18 protein-coding genes are annotated in these 17,154 nt (G+C 65.5%); 9 read left to right on the top strand and 9 right to left on the bottom strand.

Going from position 1 to position 17,154, the window contains the following annotated elements; translation table 11 throughout:
• Positions 1-80: 80 nt before the first annotated feature.
• From WG902_RS12045 to WG902_RS12030, 4 genes are read right to left on the bottom strand one after another with little or no spacing between them, the layout of a single operon-like run.
• Positions 81-797: an ABC transporter ATP-binding protein gene (locus tag WG902_RS12045; RefSeq protein WP_340060326.1), complete on the bottom strand. Its 717-nt coding sequence runs from the start codon at positions 795-797 to the stop codon at positions 81-83.
• Positions 794-1,612: an ABC transporter ATP-binding protein gene (locus tag WG902_RS12040; RefSeq protein ID WP_340060325.1), complete on the bottom strand. Its 819-nt coding sequence runs from the start codon at positions 1,610-1,612 to the stop codon at positions 794-796. The genes WG902_RS12045 and WG902_RS12040 overlap by 4 nt, the downstream gene beginning before the upstream one ends.
• Positions 1,613-1,625: 13 nt before the next feature.
• Positions 1,626-2,750: an ABC transporter permease subunit gene (locus tag WG902_RS12035; RefSeq protein WP_340060324.1), complete on the bottom strand. Its 1,125-nt coding sequence runs from the start codon at positions 2,748-2,750 to the stop codon at positions 1,626-1,628.
• A gap of 12 nt (positions 2,751-2,762) precedes the next feature.
• Entirely contained in the window at positions 2,763-3,692 is a 930-nt protein-coding gene (locus tag WG902_RS12030) for a branched-chain amino acid ABC transporter permease (protein ID WP_340060323.1), read from the bottom strand.
• A 292-nt stretch (positions 3,693-3,984) separates the two neighbouring features.
• Between WG902_RS12030 and WG902_RS12025 the strand changes: the two genes are divergently transcribed.
• The 3 genes from WG902_RS12025 to WG902_RS12015 all read left to right on the top strand — a co-directional run bounded on the left by WG902_RS12025 (position 3,985) and on the right by WG902_RS12015 (position 6,324).
• Positions 3,985-5,283 carry a replication-associated recombination protein A gene (locus WG902_RS12025; protein WP_340060322.1) on the top strand — a complete coding sequence of 433 codons (1,299 nt, stop codon included), beginning with the start codon at positions 3,985-3,987 and terminating at the stop codon, positions 5,281-5,283.
• 138 nt (positions 5,284-5,421) lie between these two features.
• Positions 5,422-5,787, top strand: coding sequence for a DUF4148 domain-containing protein (locus WG902_RS12020; RefSeq protein WP_340060321.1), 366 nt, complete (start codon positions 5,422-5,424; stop codon positions 5,785-5,787).
• Between the two features lie 165 nt (positions 5,788-5,952).
• Positions 5,953-6,324 carry a hypothetical protein gene (locus tag WG902_RS12015; protein WP_340060320.1) on the top strand — a complete coding sequence of 124 codons (372 nt, stop codon included), beginning with the start codon at positions 5,953-5,955 and terminating at the stop codon, positions 6,322-6,324.
• 132 nt (positions 6,325-6,456) lie between these two features.
• Here the strand turns inward: WG902_RS12015 and lolA are convergent, their stop codons facing one another.
• The gene (gene lolA, locus WG902_RS12010; protein ID WP_340060319.1) at positions 6,457-7,092 is read right to left on the bottom strand and encodes an outer membrane lipoprotein chaperone LolA; all 636 of its coding nucleotides are present in this window, start codon (positions 7,090-7,092) and stop codon (positions 6,457-6,459) included.
• A 57-nt stretch (positions 7,093-7,149) separates the two neighbouring features.
• Complete coding sequence (locus WG902_RS12005; RefSeq protein WP_340060318.1) at positions 7,150-9,486, bottom strand: DNA translocase FtsK; 2,337 nt, start codon at positions 9,484-9,486, stop codon at positions 7,150-7,152.
• Between the two features lie 349 nt (positions 9,487-9,835).
• Here WG902_RS12005 and WG902_RS12000 point away from each other — a divergent pair, with 349 nt between their 5' ends.
• A complete protein-coding gene (locus WG902_RS12000; protein ID WP_340060317.1) occupies positions 9,836-10,162 on the top strand; it encodes a GIY-YIG nuclease family protein in 327 nt (108 codons plus the stop codon).
• Positions 10,163-10,169: 7 nt separating this feature from the next.
• Here WG902_RS12000 and WG902_RS11995 read toward each other — a convergent pair whose 3' ends face one another.
• The gene (locus tag WG902_RS11995; RefSeq protein WP_332827146.1) at positions 10,170-10,844 is read right to left on the bottom strand and encodes a Crp/Fnr family transcriptional regulator; all 675 of its coding nucleotides are present in this window, start codon (positions 10,842-10,844) and stop codon (positions 10,170-10,172) included.
• Positions 10,845-10,998: 154 nt separating this feature from the next.
• Between WG902_RS11995 and trxB the strand changes: the two genes are divergently transcribed.
• The 5 genes from trxB (at position 10,999) to WG902_RS11970 (ending at position 14,493) form a co-directional block, all read left to right on the top strand.
• Positions 10,999-11,949 carry a thioredoxin-disulfide reductase gene (gene trxB, locus WG902_RS11990; protein ID WP_445263682.1) on the top strand — a complete coding sequence of 317 codons (951 nt, stop codon included), beginning with the start codon at positions 10,999-11,001 and terminating at the stop codon, positions 11,947-11,949.
• Positions 11,950-12,201: 252 nt separating this feature from the next.
• Positions 12,202-12,435, top strand: coding sequence for a 50S ribosomal protein L28 (gene rpmB / locus WG902_RS11985; RefSeq protein ID WP_340060316.1), 234 nt, complete (start codon positions 12,202-12,204; stop codon positions 12,433-12,435).
• Positions 12,436-12,447: 12 nt separating this feature from the next.
• Positions 12,448-12,618 (top strand): 50S ribosomal protein L33, encoded by a 171-nt coding sequence (rpmG, locus tag WG902_RS11980; RefSeq protein ID WP_340060315.1) that lies wholly within the window; start codon positions 12,448-12,450, stop codon positions 12,616-12,618.
• Between the two features lie 191 nt (positions 12,619-12,809).
• Complete coding sequence (locus tag WG902_RS11975; RefSeq protein ID WP_340060314.1) at positions 12,810-13,262, top strand: DUF3597 domain-containing protein; 453 nt, start codon at positions 12,810-12,812, stop codon at positions 13,260-13,262.
• Between the two features lie 97 nt (positions 13,263-13,359).
• The gene (locus WG902_RS11970) at positions 13,360-14,493 is read left to right on the top strand and encodes a nucleotidyltransferase domain-containing protein (RefSeq protein ID WP_340060313.1); all 1,134 of its coding nucleotides are present in this window, start codon (positions 13,360-13,362) and stop codon (positions 14,491-14,493) included.
• Positions 14,494-14,547: 54 nt separating this feature from the next.
• Here WG902_RS11970 and WG902_RS11965 read toward each other — a convergent pair whose 3' ends face one another.
• Both WG902_RS11965 and WG902_RS11960 read right to left on the bottom strand, forming a co-directional pair.
• On the bottom strand, positions 14,548-15,762 hold the full coding sequence (locus WG902_RS11965; protein ID WP_340060312.1) for a DesA family fatty acid desaturase: 1,215 nt from the start codon (positions 15,760-15,762) through the stop codon (positions 14,548-14,550).
• Between the two features lie 121 nt (positions 15,763-15,883).
• The gene (locus tag WG902_RS11960) at positions 15,884-17,149 is read right to left on the bottom strand and encodes an RsmB/NOP family class I SAM-dependent RNA methyltransferase (protein WP_340060311.1); all 1,266 of its coding nucleotides are present in this window, start codon (positions 17,147-17,149) and stop codon (positions 15,884-15,886) included.
• Positions 17,150-17,154: the final 5 nt, after the last annotated feature.

The raw sequence follows: 17,154 nt of genomic DNA, 5'->3' as shown, positions 1-17,154 counted from the left end.
TTAATTCAACATGCCAAGGTTGCACAGGACCGTCGTACTAGTTTCGATAGATTGAATGTCCCGAAACGTCGTGAGTAGGACTACTCCCCCAAATAAGCCGCCCGCACCTTCGGATCATTCAACATCTCCTTCGCATCCCCGCTCATGCTGATGACGCCCGACTCCATCACATAGGCGCGATCGGCGATCTCCAGGGCCCGGCTGGCGTTCTGCTCCACCAGCAGGATGGTCACGCCCTGCGCATGCACGTCGCGTACCACTTCGAAGATCTTGTCCACCATGATGGGTGACAGGCCCATGGACGGTTCGTCCATCAGCAGCACCTTGGGGCGGCTCATGAGGGCGCGGCCCATGGCCAGCATCTGTTGCTCGCCGCCGGACATGGTGCCCGCTAGCTGGTCCTTCCGCTCCTTCAGGCGCGGGAAGATCGTGAACACCTTTTCCATGTCGTGCGCAATTCCCGCTTTGTCCCTGCGGATGTGCGCACCCATCTGCAGGTTCTCGGTGATGGTCATGCGGGTGAAGACGCCGCGGCCCTCCGGCACCATGGCCAGGCCTTCCTTGACCAGCTCCCAGGGGCCGCGGCCCTTGATGCTGTTGCCCAGGTACTGGATGTCGCCATCCTTCAGCGGCAGCAGGCCGGTGATGGCCTTCATGGTGGTGGTCTTGCCGGCGCCATTGGAGCCGATCAGCGTGACCAGCTCGCCCTCTCGCACCTCGAATTCCACGCCCTTCACTGCCTGGATGCCGCCGTAAGCGACCTTCAGCCCGCTGACTTTCAGGAGCGTCTGGCTCATTGCTGTTCTCCGGTCGCCACGGCGGCCGGCGCGCCGTCGTTGGTGGCCTTGTGGCTGTGGCCCAGGTAGGCCTCGATGACCTTCGGGTCGCGCTGCACTTCGTAGGGCGAGCCCTCGGCGATCTGCTTGCCGTAATCCAGCACGGTGACGCGATCGCACAGGCCCATCACCAGCTTCACGTCGTGCTCGATCAGCAGGATGGTGCGGCCGTCCTTGCGGATGCGGTCGATCAGCTCGCGCAGCACCACCTTTTCGGTTGTGTTCATGCCGGCCGCGGGTTCGTCCAGTGCGATCAGCTGTGGGTCCGTCGCCAGCGCGCGGGCGATCTCCAGCCGGCGCTGGTCTCCATACGACAGCGTGCGGGCCTTGTACTCGGTGAATTTGCCGATGCCCACGTAATCCAGCAGTTCCTGCGCGCGGGTGGCGATGGCCCGCTCTTCCGCCACGAAGGTCTTGGTGCGCAGCATGGCGCCCATCAAGCCGGACTTGGTGCGGATGTGACGGCCGACCATCACGTTTTCCAGCGCGGTCATGTCGGCGAACAGGCGGATGTTCTGGAACGTGCGGGCGATGCCGGCCTTCGCCACCTCGTGCACCGCGCTGGGGACGTAGGGCTGGCCGGCCAGCTCGAAACTGCCGCTGTCCGGCGTGTACAGGCCGGTGATGACGTTGAAGAAGGTGGTCTTGCCGGCGCCGTTGGGGCCGATCAAGCCATAGACCTGGCCACGCTCGATGGTGAGGCCCACGTCCTGCAGGGCCTGCAGGCCGCCGAAGCGCTTGGAGATGCCGGCGACGCGGAGAACGACTTCTGCCATGTGTCCGCTCCCCTTACTTGCCGTTTTCGGTGCGCAGCACCTTGCCGTGCTCCGCCGTCGGCCACAGGCCGCGCGGGCGCATCAGCATGACGATGATCATGGCCAGGGCGATGAGCAGCTGGCGCAGGATGGACGCGTCCAGCCGGCCACCGGTGAGCGACTGCAGGTCCAGCACGCCCGACACCCAGCGCAGCACTTCCGGCAGCGCCGACAGCAGCACCGCCCCCAGGATGACACCGGGCAGGTGCCCGATGCCGCCCAGCACCACCATGGCGACGATCATCACCGACTCCATCAGGCTGAACGACTCCGGCGAGACGAAGCCCTGGAAGGCCGCGAACATGGTGCCGGACACGCCGCCGAAGGTGGCGCCCATGCCGAAGGCCAGCAGCTTCAGGTTGCGGGTGTTGATGCCCATGGCCTTGGCCGCGATCTCGTCTTCGCGGATGGCCATCCAGGCGCGGCCGATGCGCGAGACCTCGAGGCGGTGCGAGATGATGACGCTGACCACCACCAACGCCAGGAACAGGTAGTAGTAGAGCGTGACCGAGTTGATGGTGTACGTCTCGGTCACGTCCAGCGGCCGACCGAGGTTCAGGCCGGGGATGCCCAGGATGTCCCACTTGCCCAGGGTGATCGAATCGATCTGGCTCACGCCCTTGGGCCCGTTGGTCAGGTTGACCGGGTGGTCCAGGTTGTTCAGGAACACCCGGATGATTTCGCCGAAGCCGAGCGTGACGATGGCCAGGTAGTCGCCGCGCAACTTGAGGGTGGGCGCGCCCAGCAGGATGCCGAAGAACCCCGCCACCCCTGCCGCCAAGGGAATGGTCAGCCAGATGGAGGTGTGCAGGCCGTTGGGGAACATCTGCGCGAACCACGGGAAGTTCTCGGACAGGTGCGGCGACGCCATCAAGGCGTACAGGTAGGCGCCGATGGCGAAGAAGGCGACGAAGCCCAGGTCCAGCAGGCCGGCGTAGCCCACCACGATGTTCAGGCCGATGGCCAGCAGGATGTACAGCAGCGCCGTGTCTGCGATGCGCACCCAGAAATTGCCGGCCGACTGCAGCAGCAACGGCAGGATGCACAGCGCCAGCGCGGCCAGCACGTAGACGACGGTCTTGTTCTGCTTGGTGATCATGGCTTGCCTCCGTCAGGCGCGGTCGGCGACGCGTTCGCCCAGCAGGCCGGAAGGCCGCAGCGTCAGCACCACGATCAGCACGATGAAGGCGAAGATGTCGGAGTAGTGGCTGCCCAGCACGCCGCCGGTGAGCGCGCCCAGGTAGCCGGAGCCGATGGATTCGATCAGCCCCAGCAAGACGCCGCCGAGCACGGCGCCGCCCAGGTTGCCGATGCCGCCGAATACCGCTGCGGTGAAGGCTTTCAGGCCGGGCAGGAAGCCCATGGTGTGCTGCACCGTGCCGTAGTTGGAGGCGTACATCACCCCGGCGATGGTGGCCAGCACGGCGCCGATGATGAAGGTGGCGGAGATGACGGTGTCGGGCTTCACGCCCATGAGGGCGGCGACGCGCGGGTTCTCGGAGGTGGCGCGCATCGCGCGGCCCAGGCGGGTGTAGTTCACCAGGTACATCAGCACGGCCAGCGAGATGGCGGTGACGCCCAGGATCATGATCTGCGTGGGCGTGATCACCGCGCCGGCCACGTTGATGGGGGCGGCCGGCAGCAGCGTCGGGTACGGCTTGTAGTTCGGCTTGAAGATGATCATGGCCAGCGTCTGCAGCAGGATCGACATGCCGATGGCGGTGATCAATGGCGCCAGCTTGGGGCTGTTGCGCAGCGGCCGGTAGGCGACCTTCTCGATGACGAAGTTCAGGGTGGCGGCAACCACGCAGGATATGAGGGTGGCCAGCAGCAGGATCATCCACCCGGGGACGCCGGGCATGGCCTCTCGCGCGGTGCCGATGATCGCCCAGCTGGTGAGCGCGCCCACCATCAGCACCTCGCCGTGGGCGAAGTTGATCAGGTTGATGATGCCGTACACCATGGTGTAGCCCAGGGCTACCAGTGCGTACATGCTGCCCAGGACCAGACCGTTGATGATCTGCTGAAGCAGGATCTCCATAGAGGTTTTCTCCAGTTTCTTTGCGCGTTGCGTGGCGGTTCTTGCGTCCGCCTTCGTGGGGCGTTCCACCATCTAGCAAAAAACCCGCCAAGCGCGATCCACAGGCGGGTTGTACGGGGCGGATTGTAATGGCCGAGGCTGGCGGGGCCCACATGGCGGACTAGGGGTTTGTCCCTTTTCAAATGACGCTTCGCAATGGGATGTCGATGGCGCTCACCGGGGTTCGCCTGCGGGCTCACCGCCGGCCTACGGGTTCCGGCTCCTTTTACTCCGAGACATACTTACGCCCGGAATGGACCTCTTCACCACCTCGCCGAAGCCGCCCCTGGCCGAGCTGATCCGGCCCAAGACCATCGACGAGGTGGTGGGGCAGCGACACCTGCTCGGCCCCGGCAAGCCCCTGCGGCTGGCCTACGAGGCCGGGAAGCTGCACTCGTTCATCCTCTGGGGACCTCCGGGAGTCGGCAAGACGACCCTCGGCCGGCTGGCCGCCTCCGCGACCAACAGCAATTTCATCTCCGTGTCCGCCGTCCTGGCCGGGGTCAAGGACATCCGCGCGGCGATCGAGGATGCGCAGGCATCGCTCGACCGCGACGGCAAGAGCACGGTGCTGTTCGTCGACGAAATCCACCGCTTCAACAAGGCGCAGCAGGACGCCCTGCTCCCGCATGTGGAGTCCGGCCTGCTGACGCTGGTGGGTGGAACGACCGAGCATCCCGGCATCGAGGTCAACAACGCGCTGCTGTCCAGGGCGCAGGTCTACACGCTCACGCCGTTTTCCAGCGAGGAACTGCAGCAGCTGTATGACCGCGCGCTGCCTCACCTGCAAGGCGTCACGCTCTCGGCCGATGCACTGGACCTCCTGAAAGGTTTCGCGGACGGCGACGGCCGCCGCTTCCTGAACCTGCTGGAGCAGGTGTCCGCGGCCGCTGCGGGCGCGGGGCTGACGGAGGCGGATCTCGAATTCACCAAGAACTCGACGAGTCCATCGCTGCGTCGCTTCGACAAGGGCGGCGACGCCCACTACGAGCTGATCTCGGCACTGCACAAGTCGGTGCGCGGCTCCAATGTCGATGCGTCCTTGTACTGGCTGGCACGCATGCTGGAAGGCGGCGCGGACGGCCGCTATCTCGCGCGCCGCCTCGTGCGCATGGCCATCGAGGACATCGGGCTGGCCGATCCCCGCGCCATGCAGGTGACGCTGGAGGCCGCGCAGGTGTACGACCGGCTCGGCTCCCCCGAAGGCGAGCTGGCGCTGGCGGAAGCGGCGGTCTACCTGTGCATCGCGCCCAAGAGCAACGCCGTCTACAACGCGTGGAACGCGGTGCAGGCCTTCATCAAGAAGGACGGCTCGCGCGAGGTGCCCGTGCACCTGCGCAATGCGCCCACCAAGCTGATGAAGCAGATGGGGTATGGCAAGGCCTACCGGTACGCCCACGACGAACCGCATGCCTATGCGGCGGGCGAGGACTACCTGCCCGAAGGCATGCCGCCGCAAAAGTGGTACGAGCCCACGGACCGCGGGCTGGAGCAGAAGATCGCGGAGAAGCTCGCCTTCCTGCGGTCGCTGGATGACGAAGCGGGGAAGTAGCGCCCTCATTCAGGGCTAAGAGAACGCTAAGGGTCGGCTAACGCCGGTTGCCTACATTGGCTTCACCGGCGGCGCACACAGCATGCAAGCGCTGCCGGGCCAACCAACCCTTGTTCTCACACCCGATAGGAAATCATCATGAACCGCAAGTCTTTCACCATCGCCTCCGTCGTCCTGGCCTCCGCTTTCACGGCATCCGCCTTCGCCGAGACGCCCACCATCGTGACGGAGCCCTTCGTCAGCACCAAGACCCGCGTCGAAGTGCAGGCCGAACTGGCCGCGTACAAGCAAGCCGGCGTGAACCCCTGGTCCACGCAGTACAACCCGCTGCGCGGCTTCCGCAGCGCGACCACGCGCGACGCGGTGACCGCCGACTATGTGGCCTCGCGCGACGCGGTGCGCGCACTGGGCAGCGAAGACAGCGGCTCGGCGTACCTGGCGCAACAGCGTTCGAACGCGCTGGAGTCCAGCACGCTGGCGGGGCAGCCGCGCAACGCGCAGTAACTGCCCGGATGTCATTCCCGCGGAGGCGGGAACCCTGACCGTCATTCCCGCGAAGGCGGGAACCCAGGGCTTCCATGCACCCGAATGCGGGAGCCCTGGGTCCCCGCCTTCGCGGGGATGACGGAGGGAGGGCGGGGATGACGAGGCGGTTTATATTCCGCCACCATGGACCCGTCCCTCTGGACCGCGCTCTCCGCCCTGCTCGGCGCCATTGTCGGCGGCGGCATCAGCTACTTGTTGAACCGCCAGCAGCTTGCCAACCAGCTGCGCGTGCAGCAGGAGACGAACAAGGTGGAGTTCATGGCGGAAACCACCGCGCGGCACTTCCTCGAGCACAAGAGTTTTACCGATCGTTCGTTCGAGACCCTGCGCAATCACCTCGGTGGATTCACCGACGACGAGCTCCGGCGGATTCTGGTCCGCGCCGGGGCTATTCGCGTTTATCGCGCGGATGGGTCGGAGTGGTGGCGTTTGTTGTCGCGGATGGAGGAGTTCATCGAGCGGAAACAGCTCGATGAGATTGCGCGGGAGATTTGAGGTTTGCGGGAACCGGGGTTCGGGCTTCGCCGCTCACCGCCGGCCTACCAATACCCCGGTGCCCCACGAATACGCCGAACTGCGTTCTTCGTAGGTCGGGGTGAGCCCGAAGGCGAACCCCGACGCCCCGCGTCACGGCGCCTGAACCACATCCGCCCCCTTCGGCGGGGTGAACGTGAACGCCGCGGTGTTCACCGCACCATTCACCTGCAAATTCGCGAATGTCAACACCGACCGCTGGCCAAAGCTGTCCTGGATGTCCAGCGCCGCCAGTTGATCACCACGGAAGCCCACCTTCATGCTCGTGAGCTGGCCTTCCTTCTGCTTCGGCGTCGCCTGAACCCACTGCAGGCCATCGCGGTCCGGCAGCGCCTGGAACTCGAATTCGCGCTTCAACGCCTCGAGGTCGGGCGACGAGGCGATCAGCGCGGCCGGCGTGGAGCCCAGCACACTGGCCTGCTTGCGCTGACTCACCTGGTTCAGGTCCTTGTCGTGCAGCCACAGCGTCTGGCCGTCGGCCACGATGCTCTGCTCGAAAGGCTTGCGGTATTCGAAGCGGAAACGATTCGGCCGCTGGAATTCGAAAGTGCCGCTGGACGTCTTGGTGCGCGCCGCCTGGCCATCCTTCGACGGGGCCGTGATCACCTGCGTGAAATCGGCGCGGCCGGTCTTCGCGGTGCGGATGAAATTCTCCAGGCTTTCCATCGCGCCCGCGTGGGCCGCCACGGCCAGTGCCGACAGGGCGAAGCCCGTTAACAGTTTCTTCATGAAGTTCTCCAACACGACATTGTCGGTTGGGTCGGCCCAGCGCGTGGAAGTTCGTTACTAACCGTTATCCACTCGGCCGAGGATCTCGCGCTGGCCGCGACCGTTCATCGCGCTGACCAGTCCCGCCTTCTCCATCGCTTCCAGCAGGTTGGCCGCCTTGTTGTAGCCGATGGCCAGGTGACGCTGCACCAGCGAGATGCTGGCCTTCTGGTTCTTCAACACCACTTCCACGGCACGGTCGTACAGCGGATCGGCCTCGCCGCCGCCGCCTTCGCCGAGCAGGCCGCCCAGGCCGTCTTCGCCGTCGACGGTGCCGCCTTCGAGCACGCCCTCGATGTAGTTCGGCTCGCCGCCTTGCTCCTTCAGATACGCCACCACCCGATGCACTTCTTCGTCACTGACGAAGGCGCCGTGCACGCGGATCGGCAGGCCGGTGCCGCTGGGCATGTAGAGCATGTCGCCCATGCCCAGCAACGCCTCGGCGCCCATCTGGTCCAGGATGGTCCGGCTGTCGATCTTGCTCGACACCTGGAAGGAGATGCGCGTGGGGATGTTGGCCTTGATCAGGCCGGTGATCACGTCGACGCTGGGGCGTTGCGTGGCGAGGATCAGGTGGATGCCGGCAGCGCGCGCCTTCTGCGCCAGGCGCGCGATGAGCTCTTCGATCTTCTTGCCCACCACCATCATCAGGTCGGCGAGTTCGTCGATCACCACCACGATGTAGGGTAGACGCTCCAGCGGCTCCGGGCTTTCCGGGGTCAGGCTGAAGGGGTTGTAGAGGAACTGCTCCTTCGCCTTGGCTTCGTCGATCTTGTGGTTGTAGCCGGCCAGGTTGCGCACGCCCAGCTTGGACATCAGCTTGTAGCGCCGCTCCATCTCCGCCACGCACCACGTCAGGCCGTTGGCGGCCTGGCGCATGTCGGTGACGACGGGGCACAGCAGGTGCGGGATGCCTTCGTACACCGACATCTCCAGCATCTTCGGGTCGATCATCAGCAGGCGCACGTCGCGCGCTTCGGCCTTGTACAGCAGGCTCAGGATCATCGAGTTGATGCCCACCGACTTGCCTGATCCCGTGGTGCCGGCCACCAGCACGTGCGGCATCTTCGCGAGGTCCGCCACCACCGGGTTGCCGATGATGTCCTTGCCCAGGCCCAGCGTGAGTTGCGACTTGCCTTCGTTGTACGCGGCCGAGCCCAGGATCTCCGACAACCGGATCGACTGCCGCTTGGCGTTGGGCAGCTCCAGCGCCATGTAGTTCTTGCCGGGAATCGTCTCGACCACGCGGATCGACACCAGCGACAGCGAGCGCGCCAGGTCCTTGGCCAGGCCGACGATCTGCGAGCCCTTCACGCCGGTGGCGGGCTCGATTTCGTAGCGGGTGATCACGGGGCCGGGGGATGCCAGCACCACGCGCACCTCGACGCCGAAGTCCTTGAGCTTCTTCTCGATGAGCCGCGAGGTCATCTCCAGCGTGTCGGGGGAAACGGTTTCCTGTCGGCCGGCGGACGCGTCGAGCAGGTCCACTTGCGGCAGCTTGCTGTCCGGCAGCTCGGTGAACAGCGGCTTCTGGCGTTCCTTGGCGACACGCTCGCTCTTGGGCACGTCCGGGATCACGGGCTCGATCAGCACCGGCACCGGGTGGTGTTCTTCGATCTCGATGCGCTCGACCTGCACCGTCTCCTCGCGTTCGCGCGCGGCCAGCTGGCCCAGGGCCAGGTCTTCGGCCACTTCGCGCTTGTTGCGGCGGGACTCGACGAAGCCGTCGATGGCAGCGCCGATGCGCTCGGCCACGTGGCTCCAGGAGAAGCCGAACACGATGGCCGCGCCCAGCACCAGCAGCGCGATGAAGACGAGGCCGGAGCCGGCGAACCCGAGCCAGTTGACGCCGAGCGGACCCACCAGGTAACCGAGGGCGCCGCCGGCGTGGTCCGGCAGGCGCGCCTCCAGCCGATACAGGCGGGACCATTCCAGGGCCGAGCTCGCCGCCAGCAGCACCGCCAGCGCGATCCAGAAGGCCAGGCGGTTGTGCAGCCAGGGGTGGGCGGGCGGCGGCGGCTCCGGTTCGTGCGCGCGCATCCAGCGCGCCAGCGAGGCGAGCCAGGCGCGTACGCCGGCGGCAACGCCCCACCAGGCGGAATAGCCGAAAAGGAAGTAGCAGGCGTCGGCCAGCCATGCGCCGAGCCGGCCGCCCCAGTTGTTGACGGGCCCGCCGTCACCGGAGGTGGAAAAGGCGGCGTCCAGGGAGGAGTGGCTGATCATGGCCGCCAGCCAGAAGACCAGTGCCACCGCGGTCAGCACCAGCGCCGTTTCGTGCGCGAAGCGGGCAAGCCCCGCACGGGGACCGGACGACGCGCGGGAGGCGTCGTTCAGGGTGTTGAGGGAGTACGTCATGGAGCCAGCCGAGAGCTTAGCTCAGGGGGCGGGGTGAGCGAAGGGGATGTTGTTTCCCTCCGTCATTCCCTCTTCCGTCATTCCCGCTCTCTCGCTCTGCGTCATTCCCGCGAAGGCGGGAACCCAGGGCTCCCGAATTCGGGTGCTTGGAAGCCCTGGGTCCCCGCCTCCGCGGGGATGACGGGGGTCCCCGCCTCCGCGGGATGACGGGGGTCCCCGCCTCCGCGGGGATGACGGGGGGGAGACGTCCTTTCGAGAGATCCGGGAACGGTACGAAGTCACGCGTTCCCGGTTAACCCGTCATTCCCGCGAAGGCGGGAACCCAGGGCTCCCGCACTAGATTCATGGCGTGGACGACAAGCTGCCCTGCGTTTACATCCTGGCCAGTCAAAGGAACGGCACGATCTACGTCGGCGTGACCAGTGACCTGGCTGCACGCGTGTGGCAGCACCTGCAGGACGCCACAGGCTTCACCGCCCGCTATGGCGTGCACATCCTGGTTTTCTACGAATTTCACGGCGACATGGAACATGCCATCCAGCGCGAGAAGCGGCTGAAAAAGTGGAATCGCGCCTGGAAGTTGAGGTTGATCGAGGAAGGCAATCCGGAATGGCGCGATCTCTGGCCGGAGATCCTGGGGGATGGACGCCCTGGGTCCCCGCCTTCGCGGGGATGACGGAGAGCTACCCCAGCGTCGTCAACCGATCCTTCACCAGCATCGACCCATCCTCGCGGGTCTCGATGAAGCCGCGATCCTCCAGGTCCTTCATCACCCGGCTGACCATTTCGCGCGAGGCGCCGACCATCTTGGCGATGTCCTGGCGCGAGATGCGCTCGCGGATCGTCATCAGGCCCTCGCGATCGGGCTGGGCGAATTCCAGCAGCGCGCGGGCCACGCGGCCGTAGACGTCCATCAGCGCCAGCGACTCGATCTTGCGGTCCGCCTGGCGCAGGCGCTGCACCAGGCCCTTCATGATGGCGTACGACATGGAGCTGTTCTCCGGCAGGCAGCGCGCGAACTCGGCGCGGCCCAGCGTCAGCATGTCGGTCTGCACTTCGGCGCGGCAGGTGGCCGAGTGCGGCTCGTTGTCGATGAGGCTCATCTCGCCGATGTAGTCGCCGGGGTTGAGCGTGGCCAGGATCACCTCACGGCCGCGCTTGTCGGACGTGACGACGCGCACGCGGCCCGTGAGGATGATGAACAGGGTGTTGGTCTTCTCGCCCTGCTCCACGATGGTCTCGCCGCGCTTGAAGCGGCGCTTGATCACGGCATCCGCGACTGATTCAGCCTGGGTGGAGGTCAACAGGGCAAACAGGGGCACCCGGCGGATCAGCTCCAGGTTGGACAGCATCGACATTCAAATCCCTCCTGCGCGGCAGACGTTGATGGGTTCTTACAATCGGAGTGATTGAGACCCCGCAAGCATTTGGCCTGCCTAAGTGCTTGATACTTCTCGAACCGGCCAGAAATGTACACCGACCTGTCGCGTTTAACACACAGGTTTTTTCATCATGACGAACAAGCACGCCAAAGTATTGATCCTGGGCTCCGGCCCCGCCGGCTACACCGCGGCCGTTTATGCGGCCCGCGCCAACCTGCACCCCCTGTTGATCACGGGCATCGCGCAGGGCGGCCAGCTGATGACCACCACCGACGTGGACAACTGGCCGGCCGACGTCCACGGCGTTCAGGGTCCCGAGCTGATGCAGCGCTTCCTGGAGCATGCCGAGCGCTTCAAGACCGAGATCGTGTTTGACCACATCAACAAGGTCGACTTCTCCAAGCGCCCGTTCACCCTGATGGGGGATAGCGGGACCTACACCGCCGACACCCTGATCATCGCCACCGGCGCCTCGGCCCAGTACCTGGGCCTGCCGTCGGAGACCGAGTTCATGGGCAAGGGCGTGAGCGCCTGCGCCACCTGCGACGGGTTCTTCTACCGCGACCAGGTCACCGCCGTCATCGGCGGCGGCAACACCGCGGTCGAGGAGGCGCTGTACCTGTCGAACATCGCCAAGAAGGTGTACCTGGTGCACCGCCGCGACAAGTTTCGCGCCGAGCCGATCCTGGTGGACAAGGTCAAGCAGAAGGTCGCAGAGGGCAAGATCGAGCTGAAGCTGTTCAAGACGCTCGACGAGGTGCTGGGCGACAAGACCGGCGTGACCGGCGTGCGCCTGAAGGACACGCAGACGGGCGCCACCGAAGACGTCCACCTGCAAGGCTGCTTCATCGCCATCGGCCACCGGCCGAACACGGAGATCTTCCAGGGTCAGCTGGAGATGAAGGACGGGTACATCCTCACCAAGTCGGGGCTGCAGGGCTTCGCCACGATGACGACGGTGCCGGGCGTGTTCGCGGCGGGGGATGTGCAGGACCACGTCTACCGGCAGGCGATCACGAGTGCGGGGACGGGGTGCATGGCGGCGCTGGACGCGCAGCGGTTCCTGGAGCAGCAGGAGTAACGGCGGTGTCGGGGTTCGCTGCGCGAAACCCGACCTACGAGGCGGGTCCGATGTCGGGGTTCGCTGCGCGAAACCCGACCTACGAGGCTCGAGCCTACGAGGCCGTTCTATCCGTAGGCCGGGTTGCGCGAAGCGCACCCCGGCGCCCCGCGCTATAATCGCGGGCTTCGCCGGATTTCCGGCCGGTTACCGCCCCCGTCAGGGCGAGGTGAGCCCCTCACGGGAGTGACGGGCGGCTTTTGAGGAGTGCCCATGGCACGCGTCTGCGAAGTAACGGGCAAAGGCCCGATGGTGGGGAACAACGTCTCCCACGCCAACAACAAGACCAAGCGCCGGTTCCTGCCGAACCTGCAATATCGCCGTTTCTGGGTCGAGAACGAGAACCGCTGGGTTCGCCTGCGCGTTTCCAACGCCGCCGTTCGCCTGATCGACAAGAACGGTATCGAAGCTGTGCTGGCGGACATGCGTGCCCGCGGCCAAGCCTAAGGAGCACTGAACATGGCTAGCAAAGGCGGACGCGAAAAGATCAAGCTGGAGTCCAGTGCGGGCACCGGCCACTTCTACACGACGAGCAAGAACAAGAAGACGATGCCTGAAAAGATGTCGATCATGAAGTTCGACCCCAAGGCTCGCAAGCATGTCGAGTACAAAGAGACGAAGCTGAAGTAATTCAGCCGGCTCCCGAAAAAGCCCCGCACTGCGGGGCTTTTTTATTGCTGCCGAATCGCTCCACTGCGCAGTAGTGCTCCGGCTTGCAGGCCAATATGCCAACAGGCATGGGCCACCGTCCGACAAGCCCTTCCATGGCGGCATCCCAAGATGCTCTGGAGGCAATCCTGCCCCCTTCATGGAGAACATCAATGAGCATCCTCGGCAAGATCTTCGGCCGCATTTTCCCCAAGGCGAACGCCGGTCAGCCGCCAGCCGCCACGACCACCACGCAACAGCCCGGCCAGCAGCAGCCCGGCGCGCAAGCCCGCCCCGGCACGCAGCCCCAGGCAGCCCCGCAAAACACTTCCACGGCGGGCCAGGCCGCCCCCGCTGCCACCATGGAGCGCGTCGACATCGAGCAGGTGCTCGATGGCCTGGCCGCCAAGAACCCGCAGAAACTGAACTGGCGCACCTCCATCGTCGACCTGATGAAGCTGGTGGGCATGGACAGCACGCTGCAGGAACGCAAGGAACTGGCCGACGAACTGGGCTACACCGGCGACAAGGGCGACAGCGCCGCCATGAACATCTGGCTGCACAAGCAGGTGATGAAGCGAATGGAAGAGAACGGCGGCAAGGTGCCGGCGAACTTGAAGGATTGACTGGAAGCGCGCCGTTATACTGCCGGGAAACCATTCTGCAGTATAACCGGTGAGTCCGCGTTATACTGCGGTGACTCATGGTCGCAGTATAACTTCCGTGCCCAACCCAGCCAACCTCTTCACCGACCTTTCGGCTTCCGCGCAAACCAATTTTGCGGAGCTTTTCGAGCAGGTCCAGGCTGCTGCCTTCGATCGGTCGGTCCGCGATCTCCCGGGCTCCTTCAACAAGAAGGTCGTCAAGGGCAGGGAGTACTGGTACTGGCAGGTCCGCGACCTGCAAGGCATCAATCGGCAGGTCTACCTCGGCCCTGACGACGAGCGCGTGCAAAAGCTCGTGAAGATGCATCGCGATGGGTCGCCACCGCAAACCGCCGACCTGGCGTCGCTCGTCGGTGCCTGCGCAGCCCTTGGTTGCGCCACGGTGCTGCCCCAGCACTTCGAAGTGATCAACCGCATGGCGGAGCACGGGTTCTTCCGCGCGGGCGGGGTCCTGATCGGAACGCACGCCTTCATCGCCAGCGGCAACATGCTCGGAGTGCGCTGGATCGGCGGCTTGCGCACCAACGACGTGGACGTGGCACACGCAGGCAAGAACGTCTCGCTGGCGCTGGCGGAGCACGCCAAGGCCGACATGCACGACGCCATCACCTCCCTGGAGATGGGCCTGTTGCCGCAGCAGTCGCTCGCCTCCGGATCGGGCGCCACCTACATCACGGCCAGGAAGGACATCCGCCTGGACCTCCTCACGGCGGCGGGCCGGAAGAACGACGCTTACCTGTACGAGCCGCTGAACGTGCGGCTGCAACCTCTGAAGTTCATGGAGTTCTCACTGGAGCACACCACGCAGACTGCGCTGCTGTCCGGTGAACGGGCGGTGCTGGTCAACATCCCGTCCCCCATGCGCTATGCCCTGCACAAGCTCGTGATCATGGGTGAGAGGGAAGAGGCCTTTCGCACCAAGATCCAGAAGGACGCGGGACAGGTCGCGGCATTGGTCGAATACGGGCTGCAGCGGTCGCGAAGCTCCCTTCAGGCGGCGGCCGAGGACCTGATGTCGCGCGGGCCGGATTGGCGGAAGCGGGCAGTGCAGGGGGTGAAGTACGTTGCGGAATACAACCCGCGGATTGCGAAGCTGCTGGAAGAGATTCTTGACCGTCATGCGCGCGGAGGCGGGAATCCAGGGCTTCCAAAAGAAAGAGGGAGCCCTGGGCCCCCGCCTCCGCGGGGGTGACGTAGAAATGAAAAGGCCCGCATCAGCGGGCCTTTTCGTTGGTGCGTATCGCCGTCAGGCGTGAGCAGCGCGCAGCTTCAACGAGAACTGCCGCAGCGCGTCGATCCCGCTTTCCTCGGCCCGCCGGCACCAGGCCTGCAGGTCGGCGGTGAGCTGTTCGCGCGTCTGGTTGGTGCTCATCCACATCTGGCGCAGCTCTTCGCGCATGGTCACCATCTTGTCCAGCACGGGGTGCGCGGCACGGGCCTGCGCAAGGTGCGGGCGCATGGGCGCCGGCACCTTGTCGTCGTCGCGGTGCAGCCAGCGCCTGGCGGCTTCCAGCTTCGACAGGTCATGGCCCTTGGCGCGCAGCGAAGCGATCTCCGCGGTGCACGCACGACGCATTTCGCGGGCGTAGCCGGCCATCACTTCGTAGCGGTTGGCGATCACCGCCTCCAGCGTCTTTTCGTCGGCCACCGGCTTGATCGCGCCCAGCACCAGCTTCGGCGGAATCTTCTTGACCGTGGCCCAGCCGATCTTCTGCATCAGGCTGATGTAGACCCAGCCCATGTCGAACTCGTACTTCTTGACCGAGAACTTGGCCGACGTCGGGTAGGTGTGGTGGTTGTTGTGCAGCTCTTCGCCACCGATGATCACGCCCCAGGGCGAGATGTTGGTGCTGGCGTCCGGCGCCTCGAAGTTGCGGTAGCCCCAGTAGTGGCCGATGCCGTTGATGATGCCCGCCGCGGTGATCGGGATCCACAGCATCTGCACGGCCCACACGGCCAGGCCGGCCATGCCGAACAGCGCCACGTTCAGGATCAGCATCAGGCCCACGCCTTGCCAGCTGTAGCGGGCGTACAGGTTGCGCTCGAGCCAGTCGTCCGGCGTGCCGTGGCCGAACTTGGCCATGGTTTCCTTGTTCTTGGACTCGGCGCGATACAGCTCGGCGCCCTTCCAGAACACGGTCTCGATGCCGCGCGTCTGCGGGCTGTGCGGGTCTTCGGCGGTCTCGCACTTGGCGTGGTGCTTGCGGTGGATGGCGACCCATTCCTTGGTGACCATGCCCGTGCCCAGCCAGAGCCAGAAGCGGAAGAAGTGCGAGGGGATCGCGTGCAGATCCATCGCCCGGTGCGCTTGCGCACGGTGCAGGAAGATGGTGACGGCGGCGATGGTGATGTGCGTGGTCGCAAGCGTGTACAGGACGACCTGCCACCAGGCCAGGTTCCACAGACCATTACCGAGCCAATCGATGGCCGCGTTCAGAACAGCCCAGTCAGGGAGCAACATGGATGGAAAATCTCTTTCGCTTGCAACGGAACACCCGCAGGAAGCCTCCTGCGTACGAGTAGGACGGATTCTACGGGTTAGGGTTCCCCCGAGTTAGTGTTTTTGCCCTAAGTACCGGTCATCACTGGACTTTTTCCCAGGCCGCCGCGTAAAAACCGTCCGTCCCATGCCTGTGGGGCCAAAGCCGCAGGTCCTGCCCGTCCGCACTGCAGAGGCTGGCAGCCGCAGCGATCTTGTGCCCTTCCAGCAGCTCCTGCACGGATAAACGCCTGAAATCGCGGTGTGCGGCCGTGAACGCGGCCGCGATGTCCTCGTTTTCGGCGCGCAACAGGCTGCACGTGGCATAGACGATACGGCCGCCCGGCTTCAACAGCCGCGCGGCGCTTTCCAGGATCGCCGCCTGCAGTTTCGTCACCTCCGCCAGCGTTTGCGGCGCCTGGCGCCACTTCAGGTCCGGATTGCGCCGCAGGGTCCCGAGTCCGGAGCACGGCGCATCCACGATCACTCGATCGATCTTGCCGGCCAGCCGCTTGATGCGGTCGTCGCGCTCGTGGGCGATGGCGGCCGGATGCACGTTGGACAACTTGCTGCGCGCCAGGCGTGGCTTGAGGTTGTCCAGGCGGTGGCCCGACGTGTCGAAGGCGTACAGCCGCCCGGTGTTGCGCATCGCGGCGCCCAGCGCGAGCGTCTTGCCCCCCGCGCCGGCGCAGAAATCCACCACCATCTGGCCGCGCCGCGCATCGGTGAGCAGTGCCAGCAGCTGCGAGCCTTCGTCCTGCACTTCCACTGCGCCGCGCGCGAAGGCGTCCACCTTGGCCAGCGACGGCTTGCCGTCCAGGCGCAGCCCCCAGGGGGAATAAGGCGTCGGCTTGGCGGGGATGCCGGCAAGCGCGAGCTCCTGCAGCACGTCGTCTCGCTTGTCCGTCAACGCGTTGACGCGCAGGTCCAGCGGCGCAAGCTCGCCCAGGCTTTGCACCAGCGGCCAGAAGTCATCGCCCACTTGCTCTTTCAGCGCGGTGGCCAGCCACTCGGGCAGGTTGTGGCGGTGCCGCTCCAGCAACGTGGCGGGGTCCACTGCATCGCAGGCGTCGAGCCACGCTTTTTCCTGCTCCGTCAGCGCGCTTTTCAGGAAGTCGCGCGGCGCGGCGAAGCCCAGGATCGCCAGCCGGCGCTCGCGCGCGCCGCTGCCGGAGCCGGCCAGGTGCTCGTACAGCAGCTTGCGGCGCACCACCGCATACACCGTGTCGGTCAGCGTGGCGCGCTCGCGCGGGCCGAGCGAGCGGTGCTCGCGGAAAAAGCGCGCCACCGTGGCGTCGGCGGGGTGGTCGAATTTCAACACCTGCGCGACGAGGTCCGCGCATGCGTCCAGCAAGGCTTTGGGATGCATGGCGG

Origin of the sequence: Ramlibacter sp. PS3R-8, assembly GCF_037572435.1 — a bacterium.
GTDB lineage: Bacteria > Pseudomonadota > Gammaproteobacteria > Burkholderiales > Burkholderiaceae_C > Ramlibacter.
The sequence above is the reverse complement of the archived record's forward strand: the minus strand, read 5'-3'. Positions and strand labels throughout refer to the sequence as shown.

Excerpts from the sequence above, each read along its gene's own strand:
- WG902_RS12025 (WP_340060322.1), top strand. The coding sequence starts at position 3,985 with ATGGACCTCTTCACCACCTCGCCGAAGCCGCCCCTGGCCGAGCTGATC.
- rpmB (WP_340060316.1), top strand. The coding sequence starts at position 12,202 with ATGGCACGCGTCTGCGAAGTAACGGGCAAAGGCCCGATGGTGGGGAAC.
- WG902_RS11960 (WP_340060311.1), bottom strand. The coding sequence starts at position 17,149 with ATGCATCCCAAAGCCTTGCTGGACGCATGCGCGGACCTCGTCGCGCAG.
- trxB (WP_445263682.1), top strand. The coding sequence starts at position 10,999 with ATGACGAACAAGCACGCCAAAGTATTGATCCTGGGCTCCGGCCCCGCC.
- WG902_RS11965 (WP_340060312.1), bottom strand. The coding sequence starts at position 15,762 with ATGTTGCTCCCTGACTGGGCTGTTCTGAACGCGGCCATCGATTGGCTC.
- WG902_RS12030 (WP_340060323.1), bottom strand. The coding sequence starts at position 3,692 with ATGGAGATCCTGCTTCAGCAGATCATCAACGGTCTGGTCCTGGGCAGC.
- WG902_RS12045 (WP_340060326.1), bottom strand. The coding sequence starts at position 797 with ATGAGCCAGACGCTCCTGAAAGTCAGCGGGCTGAAGGTCGCTTACGGC.
- WG902_RS12005 (WP_340060318.1), bottom strand. The coding sequence starts at position 9,486 with ATGACGTACTCCCTCAACACCCTGAACGACGCCTCCCGCGCGTCGTCC.
- WG902_RS12020 (WP_340060321.1), top strand. The coding sequence starts at position 5,422 with ATGAACCGCAAGTCTTTCACCATCGCCTCCGTCGTCCTGGCCTCCGCT.
- lolA (WP_340060319.1), bottom strand. The coding sequence starts at position 7,092 with ATGAAGAAACTGTTAACGGGCTTCGCCCTGTCGGCACTGGCCGTGGCG.
- WG902_RS12035 (WP_340060324.1), bottom strand. The coding sequence starts at position 2,750 with ATGATCACCAAGCAGAACAAGACCGTCGTCTACGTGCTGGCCGCGCTG.
- WG902_RS11975 (WP_340060314.1), top strand. The coding sequence starts at position 12,810 with ATGAGCATCCTCGGCAAGATCTTCGGCCGCATTTTCCCCAAGGCGAAC.
- rpmG (WP_340060315.1), top strand. The coding sequence starts at position 12,448 with ATGGCTAGCAAAGGCGGACGCGAAAAGATCAAGCTGGAGTCCAGTGCG.
- WG902_RS12015 (WP_340060320.1), top strand. The coding sequence starts at position 5,953 with ATGGACCCGTCCCTCTGGACCGCGCTCTCCGCCCTGCTCGGCGCCATT.
- WG902_RS11995 (WP_332827146.1), bottom strand. The coding sequence starts at position 10,844 with ATGTCGATGCTGTCCAACCTGGAGCTGATCCGCCGGGTGCCCCTGTTT.
- WG902_RS12040 (WP_340060325.1), bottom strand. The coding sequence starts at position 1,612 with ATGGCAGAAGTCGTTCTCCGCGTCGCCGGCATCTCCAAGCGCTTCGGC.